The 15,448-nt window shown below is 70.4% G+C and carries 9 protein-coding genes; 5 read left to right on the top strand and 4 right to left on the bottom strand.

The genetic code is table 11. The annotated features are described in order from the left end of the window. The first annotated feature begins 130 nt into the window (after positions 1–130). The 4 genes from ACSU6L_RS11400 (at position 131) to serA (ending at position 5,503) form a co-directional block, all read left to right on the top strand. The gene (locus ACSU6L_RS11400; RefSeq protein WP_073941083.1) at positions 131–1,984 is read left to right on the top strand and encodes an acetolactate synthase large subunit; all 1,854 of its coding nucleotides are present in this window, start codon (positions 131–133) and stop codon (positions 1,982–1,984) included. A gap of 25 nt (positions 1,985–2,009) precedes the next feature. Then, positions 2,010–2,534, top strand: a complete 525-nt coding sequence (gene ilvN / locus ACSU6L_RS11395; protein ID WP_003997672.1) for an acetolactate synthase small subunit — start codon at positions 2,010–2,012, stop codon at positions 2,532–2,534. A gap of 112 nt (positions 2,535–2,646) precedes the next feature. Then, positions 2,647–3,645 (top strand): ketol-acid reductoisomerase, encoded by a 999-nt coding sequence (gene ilvC, locus ACSU6L_RS11390; protein ID WP_073941084.1) that lies wholly within the window; start codon positions 2,647–2,649, stop codon positions 3,643–3,645. 268 nt (positions 3,646–3,913) lie between these two features. Further along, entirely contained in the window at positions 3,914–5,503 is a 1,590-nt protein-coding gene (gene serA, locus ACSU6L_RS11385) for a phosphoglycerate dehydrogenase (RefSeq protein ID WP_073941085.1), read from the top strand. Positions 5,504–5,579: 76 nt separating this feature from the next. Here serA and ACSU6L_RS11380 read toward each other — a convergent pair whose 3' ends face one another. Next, positions 5,580–7,124 carry an MFS transporter gene (locus tag ACSU6L_RS11380; RefSeq protein WP_437056027.1) on the bottom strand — a complete coding sequence of 515 codons (1,545 nt, stop codon included), beginning with the start codon at positions 7,122–7,124 and terminating at the stop codon, positions 5,580–5,582. A gap of 71 nt (positions 7,125–7,195) precedes the next feature. Between ACSU6L_RS11380 and ACSU6L_RS11375 the strand changes: the two genes are divergently transcribed. Then, positions 7,196–7,777: a TetR/AcrR family transcriptional regulator gene (locus ACSU6L_RS11375; protein WP_437056025.1), complete on the top strand. Its 582-nt coding sequence runs from the start codon at positions 7,196–7,198 to the stop codon at positions 7,775–7,777. A gap of 7 nt (positions 7,778–7,784) precedes the next feature. Here ACSU6L_RS11375 and ACSU6L_RS11370 read toward each other — a convergent pair whose 3' ends face one another. From ACSU6L_RS11370 to ACSU6L_RS11360, 3 genes are all read right to left on the bottom strand, one after another. Continuing rightward, positions 7,785–9,170, bottom strand: a complete 1,386-nt coding sequence (locus ACSU6L_RS11370) for an esterase/lipase family protein (protein WP_437056023.1) — start codon at positions 9,168–9,170, stop codon at positions 7,785–7,787. Continuing rightward, a complete protein-coding gene (locus ACSU6L_RS11365; protein ID WP_437056021.1) occupies positions 9,157–13,989 on the bottom strand; it encodes a tetratricopeptide repeat protein in 4,833 nt (1,610 codons plus the stop codon). Before ACSU6L_RS11365 ends, ACSU6L_RS11370 begins: the two co-directional genes overlap by 14 nt. A gap of 175 nt (positions 13,990–14,164) precedes the next feature. Then, the gene (locus tag ACSU6L_RS11360) at positions 14,165–15,367 is read right to left on the bottom strand and encodes a PucR family transcriptional regulator (RefSeq protein ID WP_437056019.1); all 1,203 of its coding nucleotides are present in this window, start codon (positions 15,365–15,367) and stop codon (positions 14,165–14,167) included. Positions 15,368–15,448 lie beyond the last annotated feature (81 nt).

The raw sequence follows: 15,448 nt of genomic DNA, 5'->3' as shown, positions 1-15,448 counted from the left end.
CCAGCGACCTCACCGGCGCGCTCCCCTCGCTTGCCTTTCGGCACGAGGGGTTTTTTGTTGCACAGGCACCTGTCGTACAGCAGTCGTACACCGCACAAAACTCGCAAAAACCCTCAGCATCGAGAAGAGAATGCCGATGACCGAGCAGGCCACCGGGGCCCATCCGCAGCCGCGGCCCCGATCCGGAGGACAGCAGTCCGCCCCCGAGCACGTCACGGGTGCGCAGTCCCTCATCCGCTCTCTCGAGGAGGTCGGCGCCGACACGGTATTCGGTATTCCCGGCGGCGCCATCCTTCCGGCGTACGACCCGCTGATGGACTCCACCAAGGTGCGGCACGTCCTGGTCCGCCACGAGCAGGGCGCCGGCCACGCCGCCACCGGTTACGCCCAGGCCACCGGCCGCGTCGGCGTCTGCATGGCGACCTCCGGCCCCGGCGCCACCAACCTGGTCACCCCGATCGCCGACGCGCACATGGACTCCGTGCCGCTGGTCGCGATCACCGGCCAGGTCGCCTCCTCGGCGATCGGTACGGACGCCTTCCAGGAGGCGGACATCGTCGGCATCACCATGCCGATCACCAAGCACAACTTCCTGGTCACCAAGGCCGAGGACATCCCGCGGGTGATCGCCCAGGCGTTCCACATCGCCTCCACCGGCCGCCCCGGCCCGGTCCTGGTCGACATCTCCAAGGACGCGCTCCAGGCGAAGACCACCTTCTCCTGGCCGCCCACCATGGACCTGCCCGGCTACCGGCCCGTCACCAAGCCGCACGCCAAGCAGATCCGCGAGGCCGCCAAGCTGATCACCGCCGCCAAGCGGCCGGTGCTCTACGTCGGCGGCGGCGTCCTCAAGGCGAAGGCCACCGCCGAGCTGAAGGTCCTCGCCGAACTCACCGGAGCGCCCGTCACCACCACCCTGATGGCGCTCGGCGCGTTCCCCGACAGCCACCCGCTGCACGTGGGAATGCCGGGCATGCACGGTGCGGTCACCGCCGTCACCGCGCTGCAGAAGGCCGACCTGATCGTCGCCCTCGGTGCCCGCTTCGACGACCGCGTCACCGGCAAGCTGGACAGCTTCGCCCCGTACGCCAAGATCGTCCACGCAGACATCGACCCCGCCGAGATCGGCAAGAACCGCGCCGCCGACGTGCCGATCGTCGGTGACGCCCGCGAGGTCATCGCCGACCTCATCCAGGCCGTCCAGAAGGAGCACAGCGAGGGCCACCAGGGCGACTACTCCGCCTGGTGGAAGGACCTGAGCCGCTGGCGCGACACCTACCCGCTCGGCTACGACCAGCCCGAGGACGGCTCGCTCTCCCCGCAGCAGGTCATCGAGCGCATCGGCCGGCTCGCCCCGGAGGGCACGATCTTCGCGGCGGGCGTCGGCCAGCACCAGATGTGGGCCGCGCACTTCATCCAGTACGAGAAGCCCGCCACCTGGCTGAACTCCGGCGGCGCCGGAACCATGGGCTACGCGGTCCCGGCCGCCATGGGCGCCAAGGCCGGAGCGCCCGACAAGGCGGTCTGGGCGATCGACGGCGACGGCTGCTTCCAGATGACCAATCAGGAGCTCACCACCTGCGCCCTGAACAACATCCCGATCAAGGTCGCCATCATCAACAACGGCGCCCTCGGGATGGTCCGCCAGTGGCAGACCCTCTTCTACAACCAGCGGTACTCCAACACCGTCCTGCACTCCGGCCCGGACCACGACGGCAAGGCACCCGGCCAGGGCACCCGCATCCCCGACTTCGTGAAGCTGTCGGAGGCCATGGGCTGCTACGCGATCCGCTGCGAGGACCCGGCCGACCTCGACAAGGTCATCGAGGAGGCGAACTCGATCAACGACCGTCCGGTCGTCATCGACTTCATCGTCCACGAGGACGCGATGGTGTGGCCGATGGTCGCCGCCGGCACCTCCAACGACGAGATCATGGCCGCCCGGGACGTCCGCCCCGACTTCGGCGACAACGAAGACGACTGAGAGCCGTAGGTAAAGGAAGCAGACCATGTCCAAGCACACGCTCTCCGTCCTGGTGGAGAACACGCCCGGCATCCTGGCCAGGATCGCCGCCCTGTTCTCCCGCCGCGGCTTCAACATCGACTCGCTCGCCGTCGGTGTCACCGAGCACCCCGACATCTCCCGCATCACCATCGTGGTGAACGTCGAGGACCTGCCGCTGGAGCAGGTGACCAAGCAGCTCAACAAGCTGGTCAACGTGCTCAAGATCGTCGAGCTGGAGCCCGGTTCGGCCGTTCAGCGGGAACTCGTTCTGGTGAAGGTGCGCGCCGACAACGAGACGCGCTCCCAGATCGTCGAGATCGTTCAGCTGTTCCGCGCCAAGACGGTCGACGTCTCCCCGGAGGCCGTCACCATCGAGGCCACCGGCTCCAGCGACAAGCTGGAGGCCATGCTGAAGATGCTGGAGCCGTTCGGCATCAAGGAACTGGTCCAGTCCGGCACCATCGCGATCGGCCGCGGCGCGCGCTCCATCACGGACCGCTCGCTGCGCGCCCTCGACCGAAGCGCCTGATCCGCTCTACGGGCGGTCGAGCGACCGCCCGTATACCGAGACCCCCGAACTTCCCTTCCCCCCGCCGTCATACGGTGGGACGCAACACCTGCACACAAGGAGAGAACCCAAAGTGGCCGAGCTGTTCTACGACGCCGACGCCGACCTGTCCATCATCCAGGGCCGCAAGGTCGCGGTCATCGGTTACGGCAGCCAGGGCCACGCCCACGCCCTGTCGCTGCGTGACTCGGGTGTCGACGTCCGCGTCGGTCTGCACGAGGGCTCCAAGTCCAAGGCCAAGGCCGAGGAGCAGGGTCTGCGCGTGGTGACGCCGTCCGAGGCCGCCGCCGAGGCCGACGTCATCATGATCCTCGTCCCGGACCCGATCCAGGCCCAGGTCTACGAGGAGCACATCGCCCCGAACCTGAAGGACGGCGACGCGCTGTTCTTCGGCCACGGCTTCAACATCCGCTTCGGCTTCATCAAGCCCCCGGCCGGCGTCGACGTCTGCATGGTCGCCCCGAAGGGCCCGGGCCACCTGGTCCGCCGCCAGTACGAGGAGGGCCGCGGCGTTCCCTGCATCGCCGCCGTCGAGCAGGACGCCACCGGCAACGCCTTCGCGCTCGCCCTGTCGTACGCCAAGGGCATCGGCGGCACCCGCGCCGGCGTCATCAAGACGACCTTCACCGAGGAGACCGAGACCGACCTGTTCGGCGAGCAGGCCGTCCTCTGCGGTGGCACCGCCGCCCTGGTGAAGGCCGGCTTCGAGACGCTGACCGAGGCGGGCTACCAGCCGGAGATCGCGTACTTCGAGTGCCTGCACGAGCTGAAGCTGATCGTGGACCTCATGTACGAGGGCGGCTTGGAGAAGATGCGCTGGTCGATCTCCGAGACCGCCGAGTGGGGCGACTACGTCACCGGCCCGCGGATCATCACCGACGCCACCAAGGCCGAGATGAAGAAGGTCCTCGCCGAGATCCAGGACGGCACCTTCGCCCAGACCTGGATGGACGAGTACCACGGCGGTCTGAAGAAGTACAACGAGTACAAGCAGCAGGACGCCGAGCACCTGCTGGAGACCACCGGCAAGGAGCTGCGCAAGCTCATGAGCTGGGTGAACGAGGAGGCGTAAGCCTCATCCGAGGGGCTGTCGTCGTCGACGACAGCCCCTTCGGCGAACCAGGGGTAACGTCGAAGAAGAAGGCGTTGTCCATCCCGTCCAGCCACGGACGGGTGATCCTTCCGCAGAGGCGCAAGACGCCCTCCGCCACGCCACTACACTTCTGCACAACATACGCGTCAGGCCCACAGCGTCGTGCGTCTTCCACGCGGCTAAGCCCCTCCTCCGCCTGCGGCCGTCGGGACGGCCGTCCGCACGCATTGGACTTGTGAGGACTCACGTGAGCTCGAAACCTGTCGTACTCATCGCTGAAGAGCTGTCGCCCGCCACCGTGGACGCGCTCGGTCCGGACTTCGAGATCCGGCACTGCAACGGCGCGGACCGGGCAGAGCTGCTGCCGGCCATCGCCGACGTCGACGCCATCCTGATCCGCTCCGCCACCAAGGTGGACGCCGAGGCGATCGCCGCCGCGAACAAGCTGAAGGTCGTCGCGCGAGCCGGCGTCGGCCTGGACAACGTGGACGTCTCCGCCGCCACCAAGGCCGGCGTGATGGTCGTCAACGCCCCCACGTCCAACATCGTGACCGCCGCCGAGCTGGCCTGCGGTCTGATCCTCGCCACCGCCCGCAACATCCCGCAGGCCAACGCCGCGCTGAAGAACGGCGAGTGGAAGCGCAGCAAGTACACCGGTGTCGAGCTGGCCGAGAAGACCCTCGGCGTCGTCGGCCTCGGCCGGATCGGCGCGCTCGTCGCGCAGCGCATGTCCGCCTTCGGCATGAAGGTCGTCGCCTACGACCCCTACGTGCAGCCCGCGCGGGCCGCCCAGATGGGCGTGAAGGTGCTGTCGCTGGACGAGCTGCTCGAGGTCTCCGACTTCATCACCGTCCACCTGCCCAAGACGCCGGAGACGGTCGGTCTGATCGGTGACGAGGCGCTGCGCAAGGTCAAGCCGAGCGTGCGGATCGTCAACGCCGCGCGCGGCGGGATCGTCGACGAGGAGGCGCTGTACTCCGCCCTCAAGGAGGGCCGGGTCGCCGGTGCCGGTCTGGACGTGTACGCGAAGGAGCCCTGCACGGACTCCCCGCTGTTCGAGTTCGACCAGGTCGTCGCCACCCCGCACCTGGGCGCCTCCACCGACGAGGCGCAGGAGAAGGCCGGTATCGCCGTCGCCAAGTCCGTCCGTCTCGCGCTCGCCGGTGAGCTGGTCCCGGACGCGGTGAACGTCCAGGGCGGCGTCATCGCCGAGGACGTCAAGCCGGGTCTGCCGCTCGCCGAGCGCCTGGGCCGGATCTTCACCGCGCTCGCCGGCGAGGTCGCGGTCCGCCTCGACGTCGAGGTGTACGGCGAGATCACCCAGCACGACGTGAAGGTGCTGGAGCTGTCCGCGCTCAAGGGCGTCTTCGAGGACGTCGTCGACGAGACGGTTTCCTACGTCAACGCCCCGCTGTTCGCGCAGGAGCGCGGCGTCGAGGTGCGGCTGACCACCAGCTCCGAGTCGCCGGACCACCGCAACGTGGTCACCGTGCGCGGCACCCTGTCGGGCGGCGAGGAGGTGTCGGTGTCCGGCACGCTGGCCGGCCCGAAGCACCTCCAGAAGATCGTCGCCGTCGGCGACTACGACGTGGACCTCGCGCTCGCCGACCACATGGTCGTGCTGAAGTACGAGGACCGTCCGGGTGTCGTCGGCACCGTCGGCCGGGTCATCGGCGAGGCGGGCATCAACATCGCGGGCATGCAGGTGGCCCGGGCCGCCGTGGGCGGCGAGGCGCTGGCCGTGCTGACCGTCGACGACACCGTGCCGGCCGCGGTGCTGGCCGAGGTGGCGGCGGAGATCGGCGCGACGTCGGCGCGGTCGGTCAACCTGGTCTGAGGTGACCGTCCCCCGGGGGCTGCCGCCCCCGGGCCCCCGCTTCGGCCCTGAACGGGCCTCGTCCTCAAACGCTTCCTCAAGCGCCGGACGGGCTGATCGCGCCCGTCCGGCGCTTTTCTGTGCCGAGGGTGCCCGGCCGCAGCGTCACAGCCGCCAGGACCGCCCCCGCGACCAGCAGGACCGTCCCCGCGATCCCCGCCGCCCGCATGCCGTCGGTGAACGCCTCGCGAGCGGCGACCGCCAGGGCGTCTCCCGCGCGCCCCGGCAGCCGCCCGGCGACCGCCAGCGCCCCGCCCAGCGTCTCTTGGGCCGCGTCCGGGGCCGACGACGGGATGCCACGCCGGTACACCGCCGTGCCGATCGAGCCGAGCACCGCCATCCCCAGGGCGCCGCCGAACTCCGTGCCGGTCTCCAGCAGGGACGAGGCGGAACCGGCGCGTTCGACCGGGGCGGCGCCGAGGGCCAGGTCCGTCATCTGCGACATCACCATCACGATCCCGCAGGCCAGCACCCCGCACGCGGTCAGCACCAGCACCAGCGCGTCCGTGTCGGCGAGGGCCAGCAGCGCGTACCCGCTCGCGGCGACCGCGAAGCCCGCCGTGACCACCCGGCCACGCGGCACGCCCCGCTGGACGAGCCCCGTCGCGAAGGGCGCCGCGAAACCGATCGGGACCGAGGGGAGCAGCGCCCACAGGGCGGCCTCCATCGCGCTCTTGCCGAGCACCGACTGCAGATACTGCGTGGTGAAGAACGCCGAGCCCATCATCCCGAAGGCGGAGAGCATGTTGAGGGCCACGGCGGGGCCGAAGCCGTGGCCGCGGAACAGCGCCGGGGGGATCATCGGGTGCGCGGCGGTGCGCTGCCGGTGCACGAACAGGGCCGCGAAGAGCAGACCGACGGTGATCGCGACGACGTAGCGGACGTTCCAGCCCTCCGAGGGGATCTCCTTCAGGCCGTAGATCACGGGGAGGACGGCGGCCAGCGACAGCGGCACGCTCGGCCAGTCGTAGCGGCCGGGCTCCGGGTCGCGGGCCTCCGGGAGCAGGACCGGGCCCAGCACCAGCAGCAGTGCCATCGCGGGCAGGTTGATCAGGAACACGGAGCCCCACCAGAAGAACTCCACCAGCACGCCGCTCAGCACCGAGCCGAGGGCGACGCCGGCCGTCATCACGCCCGACCACAGAGCGATCGCCTTCGCCCGCTGGCCGGCGTCGGTGAACATCGTGCGGATCAGGCCGAGCGTCGACGGCATCAGGGTCGCCCCGCCGAGGCCGAGCACCGCGCGGGCCGCGATCAGCATCTCGGCGCTGTCCGCGTACGCCGCCGCGAGCGAGGCGGCGCCGAAGGCGGCGGCACCGATCAGCAGCAGCCTGCGCCGCCCGATGCGGTCGCCGAGCGAGCCCATCGTCATCAGCAGCCCCGCCAGCACGAACGCGTAGATGTCGAAGATCCACAGCTGCTGGGTGCCGGTCGGGGCGAGGTCGGCGCTGATCGCCGGCACCGCGAAGTACAGGACGGAGACGTCCATCGAGACCAGCAGCAGCGGGAGCATCAGCACGCCGAGGGCGGTCCATTCACGACGGCCGGCGCGGGGTGGGGCGGGCTGGGGGTTCGTTGTCATGGCGGCGACTGTACGGATGTCTAATACGCTTGTCTAGTACGACCGTATAGATCGGGCGCTACGCTGACCGCATGGGACACCGCGAAGATCTGCTCGAAGGCGCCAAGCGCTGCCTGCTCGCCAAGGGGTTCGCGCGCACGACGGCGCGGGACATCGTCAAGGAGTCGGGGACGAACCTGGCGTCCATCGGCTACCACTACGGCTCGAAGGACGCGCTCCTCGCGCAGGCGTACGTCTCGCTCGTCGAGGGGATGGGCGACGCCTTCGACGGCGGGGGAGAGCTGCGGGGCGAGCCCGGCTCCCTCGAACGGTTCCGGGACGTGTGGGCCAACATCATCGCGACCATGCGGGAGCCCGGTTCGATCTGGCACCTGAGCATGGAGATCGTCGTGATGGGCGATCAGATGCCCGAGGCGCGCGACCTCCTGGCGCAGGCGCAGCGGGAGGCCGGGCGCGGCCTCGTCCCGCTGCTGACGGGCGGCGCGGAGGAGGACGTCAGCGACGAGACCGCGGACACCCTCGGCCAGTTCCTCGTCACCCTGATGACCGGCATCATCGCCCAGTGGACGTTCGACCCGAACACCGCCCCCGACGCGGACCGGCTGACGGAAGGCCTGCGCCGGCTGATCGAGGGCACCGCCAAGGCGGGCTGAGGCGCGGCTACGCCCAGACCAGGGTGTCCGCGCTCACCGGGGAGAGCCGCGCACCGGGCACGGCGCTCACGGCGGTCACGGCGTGGGCCCCCGGGGGCAGGTCCTCGAAGACCGCCTCGACGGCCTCGGAACCGGCCGTGACCACCCGCGCCTGCTCCGGCCGGCGCAAGTCGCCGACGACCAGGCGCACCGTGGCCCGTGAACCGTCGGCCGTGGCCAGCCGTACGGTCAGTTTCTCCCCGCCGATGACGAGTTCGGGCACGTCGAGCCGCAAGCCGCTGGTCTCGGGGGCCCGTACGACGACGGGGCTGGCGGTGAGGATGCCCTCCAACTCGTCGAGCGCGGCCGCGTTGCGGTGGATGTTGCCGTGCCGGTCGGGGACGCGGCGCAGGAGGTTGCTGTCCATGGGGACGTCGGCACGGCAGGCCCCGACGATCGGGACGGTGCCGTCGCCGAAGAGGTTCTCGGTGCTGTAGACGGGGTGGAGGGTGACACCGCCGCCGAAGGTGAGGGTGGCGGTGGTCGGGGTGTTCTGCTGGGTGCCGATGATCGCGTAGGTCGTGGTGAGCGAGGCGGGGCGGGTGGCCTCGGCCTCGCGCAGCCGGTTGTGGAAGCGCATGGCGTCGGCGGCCTGCTTCCGGTCCAGGCCCGGTACGTCGATCTCCGTGGTCTTGGCGAGGGTGCCGGCGTGCTCGATGCAGGCGTACTCCGGCAGCAGCTGATGCAGCGACGGCATGCTCCGGGCGAACTCGGTCAGGTCCACGGACAGCGGGCCGATCCCCTTGCGCACTCCGTTGAGGAGCTGGCCCAGCGCCTGGACCGCACCGCGGTACGGGGTGCCGAATGTGATGAGCTTGCGGGTGTGCTCCGCGCCGCCGCAGTGCTCGACGTACCAGCGGGCCACCAGGCCGCCCATCGAGTGGCAGACGAAGACGAGCCGGGCGTCGGCGTACCGACTGCCCTGGGCGCGCCAGCGGGCGAGGGCCGGTTCCACGATTCCGGCGAGGCGACGGCCGTTGTAGCGGTTGGACAGGCGCCAGTCGTAGGGGACAGGGAGGAGGTTGCCCGGGGGCGCCTCAGGGTCGGGCTCGGTGGTGCAGTCGCGGTAGCCGAGAGCGCGGAGGCGGTCCAGGAGGATGTCGTAGCCCTTGACCGGGGTCCAGACGCCGGGGATCACATGCACGTCCTGGGCCAGGTCGACGGGTTCCACACCGTCACCCGGATGCTCGTCGCCCAGGCCCTCCGGGAGCCGGAGGCGGGTGAGGGAGGCGCCCAGCGTCTTGATCGCGGTGAGGACCGCGCCTGCGGTGGGGGACCAGACGAGGCCGTCGGGGCTGCGAAGGGTGCTGCCGGTGATGCCGGGAAGGACGACGATCAGGTCAGTCGGTGGCATCTGATTCGTCCTCCGTGTCCTTCGGCGTGGTCATGAGGGTGGTGAGGGTGGGGATGAGGGGGAGTACGGCCTGGTGGCGGCGGGCGATTTCGGCGAGGTCGTTGATCCAGGCGGGGGCGGAGGCGGGAGTCAGGGCGTGGGCTGAGGCGAGGAGGGCTGAGGCGGATTCGGGGTCGTCGTCGATGGCTGCCGCGACAGCCTGGTGGAAATCGGCCATGGCCGCCTGGTCGGCGTTCGTCGCGCTGAGACGCGCCAGGTAGGCCGTAGCTCCCAGGGCGGACGGATCGGGGTCTCGGGCCAGAGCGACGAGCAGAGCGGGGAATCGATGCCAGTCGGCCAGGGCGTCCAGGGCCGGCCCGTGGGCGTTGAGAGAGGCGAGGTACAGGAGGTTGGCCGCTTGCCTGTACTCGATCGACGGTGTCTGCGAGTCGTTGGCTTCGAACAGCTCGGACAGTGCCTGCCGGACGGTGTCTCCCAGCAGGTCGTCGCGGCGCTCGGTGAGCAGGATGCGCTGCGTGGCCAAGTCGGCGTTGGCGAACTCGTGCAGCAGGATGACGTGGAGGAGGGGACGATATGCGGCCTCGACGCCGTGAGTGCGGGCGTCCAAGCGTAGGCCCCGGAAGCGTTGTGCCTCCTCCTCGATGATGCCGAGCAGTGCCTCGTCCACGGCTGCGTCGGCCTCCGGCGCGAGAATCTCGGAGTGTGCGGCGAGATGGTCTCGCTCAGCTTCGTAGGTTTCCGTCTCGATCCATGCCGTGACCTGGTTCAGCAGCTCGCCTTCGAGTCTGGACCAGTGGGGCGGCTTCGCGCCCGTCAGTCGCGACCAGGCGTCGTCGAATGCCGTGGGGGCGGCGGCTCGGTGTCTGCGGACTTCCGCGTGCAGGGCGGCGAGCCGAGGCCGGGGGAGTGAGGCGTTCAGGGAGTCGCAGGCCACGAGCCACTCGATCGCTCGGGGATCACCGGCCTGCGTGGTTGCCGACCGGGACAGCAGCAGAGTTGCGGTATGGCGCGGAGGGGCTCCGTCGAGTATGTCCGCCCAGACGGCACCGGCTGATCGTCCGAGTGCGGTGCAGACGTCATCGAGGTTGTTGAGCACCTTCGCGAGGTGGTCGAGGTAGATGGGGTCTTCGTCGGCGAGGGTGCGGTAGAGGGTGACGGCTTCTTCGATGGGCGGCAGGGCTTTGGTGTACTGCCCGAGGCGGCTGTAACCGAGGCCCAGGTTGCCGAGGGTGCCGGCGAGGTCGGGGAGGTGGGCGGGGTTCTCGTCGACGAGGGCGCGGCGTAGGCGTACGGCTTCTTCGGCGGGTGGAGTGGCTTTGGCGTGTTGCCCGAGGTCGCTGTAGCGGACGCCGAGGTTGTTGAGGGATCTGGCGAGGTCGGGGAAATAGGCGGGGTTCTGGTCGGCGAGCGCGCGCTGGAGGTCGATGGCTTCTTCGGTGGGCGGGAGTGCCTCGGCGTACCGGCCGAGGTCGGTGTACCGGTTGCCGAGGTTGTTGAGGATGCTCGCGAGGTCGGGGAGGTGGGCGGGGTTCTCGTCGGCGAGCGCGCGCTGGAGGTGGACGGCTTCCTCGGTGGGTGGGAGTGCCTCGGCGTACCGGCCGAGGTTGCTGTAGCAGATGCCGAGGCTGCTGAGGGCGTTGGCGAGCTTGGGCAGGTGGGCGGGGTTCTCGTCGGCGAGCGCGCGCTGGAGGTGGACGGCTTCTTCGGTGGGCGGGAGTGCCTCGGCGTACCGGCCGAGGTTGCTGTAGCAGATGCCGAGGTTCCTGAGGGCGTTGGCGAGCCTGGGGAGGTGGGCGGGGTTCTCGTCGGCGAGGGTGCGGCGCAGGCGTACGGCTTCCTCGGCGAGTGGGAGCGCTTCGCTGTGTTGTCCGAGGTCGCTGAAGCAGACGCTGAGGTTGCTGAGGACACTGGCGAGATCCGGAACGTAGGCAGGGTTCTCCTCGCTGACTGGCCGGAGCAGGGCGATGGCTTCTTGGGTCGGCCCGATCGCCTTCATGGGTTGCCCGAGGTCGCTGTAGCGGATGCCGAGGTTGTTGAGGGCGTTGGCGAGGCTGGGGAGGTGGGCGGGGTTGTCGTCGGCGAGGGTGCGGCGCAGGCGTACGGCTTCCTCTGTGGGGGCGAGCGCTTTGGCGTGTTGCCCGAGGTCGCTGTAGCGGATGCCGAGGTTGTTGAGGGCGCTGGCGAGGTTGGAAAGGTAGTTGGGGCTTTCGTCGGCGAGGGTGCGGCGCAGGCGTACGGCTTCCTCTGTCGACGCGAGTGCTTCCGTGTGGCGTCCGAGGTTGCTGTAGCGGTTGCCGAGGTTGTTGAGGGCGTTGGCGAGGTCGGGGAGGTGGGCCGGGTTCTCCTCGGCGAGAGCCCGGTAGAGGGTGGTGGCCTCTTCGGCGGGTGTCAGCGCTTTGGTGTGTAGTCCGAGGTTGCTGTAGCGGTTGCCGAGGTTGTTGAGGGCGTTGGCGAGATCGGGGAGGTGGGCGGGGCTTTCCTCGGCGAGGGTGCGGTAGAGGGCGGCGGCTTCGTTGCCGGACGAGAGAGCCTCGGTGTGCCGTCCGAGGCCGCCGTAGCAGGTCGCCAAGGTGTCGAGGGCATCGGCGAGGTCCGAGATGTAGAAGTCGTGTTCGGCCAGGGTGCGATAAAGCTCGACCGCACGCTGCGCGACCGGCAGGGCGTCCTGCCACCGCCCCCAGTACCCGAACCGATCGCTGACCAGCGAGTCCGCCAGCCCCAGATCCGGCAGCAGCTCGACGCTCTCCTCCACCAGCGACGACAAGAGTTCGACCCCTGCCGGCCCCGCCTCCGCCGCATGCCGCCAGGCGTACAGCCACAGATAGTGCGGCTCGTCAGCGGGAATTCCCGCCTCCAGCAGCGTCCGATACCGCCCCGCCATCGCCTCGGCGACCTTCGACGCCTCCGGGTTGAACGGCTCCTCCGCCGACCCCCGGTACGGCGGGCGCAAGTGGTCGGCCAGGCTCTGGTGCGCCATCCGGTAGACGGCGACGTTCGCCTCCCCGTCCTGGATGATGTGCCGCCCCAACTGGTCCAGCACCCAGCCGATGTCCTCCCGGGTGACCTCGACCCCCTCGGGCGCCTCGGCGTTCGCGACCGCGAGCCACTCCGCTTCCGGGAAGCCGGCTCCGTACCCCCAGGTCAGCGCGCGCAGAACGCTGCGCGCGAGGGCGACCGGCGACACCTCACCGTCCGCTGCGCGATGCCCCGGCACGGACACCGTCGCCAGATCGATGTCCAGGGCCTCCTCCACCGAGTGGCTGACCTCCTCCGTCCACCGCTCCGCCGACGTGTCCACAGGAGCGGCGACCAACTGGTCGGACACCAGCCTGGCCAGCAGGAAGGTGTGCTGAGTGGTGTCGTCGGCGTCCGCGCCGAAGAGGTGCGCGGCGATGGCACCGGCGTCCATCCGGCCGTCGATGCCCCGCAGCCGTAACCGCACGTACTCCGCGAGGTCCTCCTGGCCCTGTCGCCGTACGGCCTCCTCGTCCAGGTCGATGCCCGGGCCCTCCGGCGTCAGGGTCGCGACCAACGGGAGCTGTCCCTCGCCCCGTTGCATCTCCCGCGTGGACACGATCACCGTGGCGTACCGGGACAACCGTGTCAGCAGGTCGTCGGCGATGGTGAATGCCTCGCCGCGTGCCTCGTCCAGGCCGTCCACGACGAGGACGGGCCGCAGGGACCCCTCCTCGACGGCCCGCTGCACTTCGCCCACCAGCTCGCTCGCGTTGCGTCGGGCTTCCTGCGGGGTCAGCAGTCCGCACTGCACCAGTTGCCCGGCGAGCACGTCCGCCGCCAGGTCAGCCGTCAGTCCGCGGGCATGGACGTGTGCCGAGACCGACCGCTCCTCCGGCAGCTCATGGCTCCACGTGTGCCCGTCCGCGAGCAGCCGCCCACGCTCGTCGGGGTTGGACAGGCTGACGACCCGGCCCACGATCGCCGACTTCCCGGTTCCGGCCGACCCGGTGACGACATACAGTCCGGGTTGCCGGTCGCGCACCCAGGCGACGACCTGGTTCACCTCCGCCGTACGGCCCGTGAACCACGTTCGCTCGTTCAGCGGTGCCCCGCTGCGTGCCGCCCGCAGCAGGTGCTCGACCACTTGCTCGGGGGCGCCGGGCCGGTAGAGCGGGTTGGCGAACATCCACCAGGCGTTGCCCCTGGACTGAAAGTCCGGTGACTGCGCCGCGCTGTCCCATTCCTTGAGCACGGCGTCGCAGACGTCGTCGCCGCGGACGTACTTGTTGTGGACGGACCAGCGCACCCGCAGTTCGGGAAGATCCGGGCCGGAGCGCAGGATCTTTCGCAGCCGCTTGCCGAACAGCCCGTCTCGGGCGGTCTCCAGTGTCAGGCACGAGGTGACGACCCCCACCCAGACCTGTCGTGCGTCCTGGGTGGCCCGCATGATCTGCGTGGCCAGGTCGCCCGCGGGGATGGCCTCACCCGCGAAGCAGGTGTCGAACACGAACAGCAACTGGTTCGCGCCGGACAGGGCGCACGGGCCGACGACGTCGGCGACGCCCAGTCCGTCGTCGGCGTCCGCGCCGCTGTCGGTCGCGGGCAGCCGCAGTCCGGCGGCGGAGGGAACGCCGTGGCCGTTCCAGACGACGACCAGGGGGCCACCGTCCAGTGAGCGTTTGAGGGACTTCAAGAAGGTCCGCAGGTGCGTTTCGGTGGGGTTCTTGAGTATCTGCCCCTCGAAGGTCTCGTTCAGCAGTTCGGAGAGGGCTTCGACATCGCTCACCGCGTGGGCGAGCGGCCGGTGGGCCTTTGTGGTGTACTCGGCGATCCCGATGCCGGCCAGCCGTCCGTCGGACACGGCTCATCCCCCGGTTTCGTGCCTCAGCGCGGGCCTGCCGCCACGCTGTGCGAGCAAGTATCGGGCCAGGCACAACGGGACGCACCGGAAACGCTGCGGAAAATCCGTCCCACCTGGGTCAGCTCAGCACCCGTATTCGGCAGCACGGTCAGGCGCCGCCCCCCCCCCCGGCGCCCTACAGCCGCGCCCCCTTCAACGCCATGTGCAGCAGCAGCCGGTCCTCCCCATCGTCCAGGTCGAGGCCCGTCAGCTGTTCCACGCGTGACAGGCGGTAGTAGAGCGTCTGCCGGTGGATGCCCAGTTCGGCGGCGGTGCGGCCGGCCTGGCCCGCGCGGTCCAGGTAGACCTCGGCGGTGCGGGCCAGCTCCTGGTGGGCGGGGGAGAGCAGTACGGCGACCGCCGGGTCGTGGACGGCCTCCGGCGGGAGTGCGGTGAGCAGCCGGTACGGACCGATGGACGTCCACTCCGCGACCGGGCCGAGCCGGGGCTCCGCCAGGGCGGCGCGGGCCGCCGCCGAGGCCTCCTGCCAGGAGGTGCCCAGCTCGGCGAGACCGGCGCGCGGCTCGCTCACCCCGGCCGCGCGGGCGCCCTCGCGCAGCAGCCGGGACGCCGTGCTCAGCGCCGGGGCGGTGGCGTCCGCGGCGCGCAGCCGGACCAGCGCGGCGAGGCTCTGCCCCGTGACGCCCCACGGCACCGTGCACAGGGCGGTCGTGTGCGGGATCGCCCGCGCCGAAGGGGCGTCGTCCGGGTCCGCCGACGGCCAGGGCGCCACGCACACCACGGCGTGCGGGCCGTCGCCGCGCGGGCCCAGCGCGGTGCGCAGGGCGGCCACCGCCATGTCGCGCTGCCAGCCGCGTTCGGCGGTCAGCACCGCGCGCAGCTCCCGGGTGAGGTCGGCGCCGTGCTGCGCCTCGTCGGCGAGCAGCGCCCCGATCCGCCCGGTGACCTCCATGGCGGCCGTCAGCTGCGGCTCGGTCGGGCCCGGCTCGTCCTCCAGCAGCCACACGTAGCCGAGGACGACACCCCGATGGCGTACCGGCAGGCAGATCCGCCCCCGGTACACCCCGGCCTCCGGTGTCGGCGGGATGCGGACCGGGCCGGTCGCCCGGGTGATGCCGAAGCCCTCGAACCAGGCGCGGACGGCGGCCGTGGAGCGCCGGGTGAGGATCGAGCGGGTGCGCACCGGGTCCAGCGCCGAGGCGTCCAGCTCGCCCTCACTGTCGTAGGCCCCGAAGGCGATCAGCTCGAAGTCGCGGTTCTCCAGCGTCGCCGGGGCGCCCAGGAACTCCGAGATCTCGTCGACCAGCTCCTGGTAGTCACCCTTGTAATCCGACGCCACCGGGGCATTGTCCCGCATTTCCGCGCCGCCTTCATACATCTGTCTGAGATCTCCGGCACGGATGCGTGACAGCTGTCGATGGAAGACGATCGGAGTAATCCTTAGGTTTCACGGTGGTTC

Source organism: Streptomyces sp. enrichment culture (genome assembly GCF_964272855.1).
GTDB lineage: Bacteria > Actinomycetota > Actinomycetes > Streptomycetales > Streptomycetaceae > Streptomyces.
The sequence above is the reverse complement of the archived record's forward strand: the minus strand, read 5'-3'. Positions and strand labels throughout refer to the sequence as shown.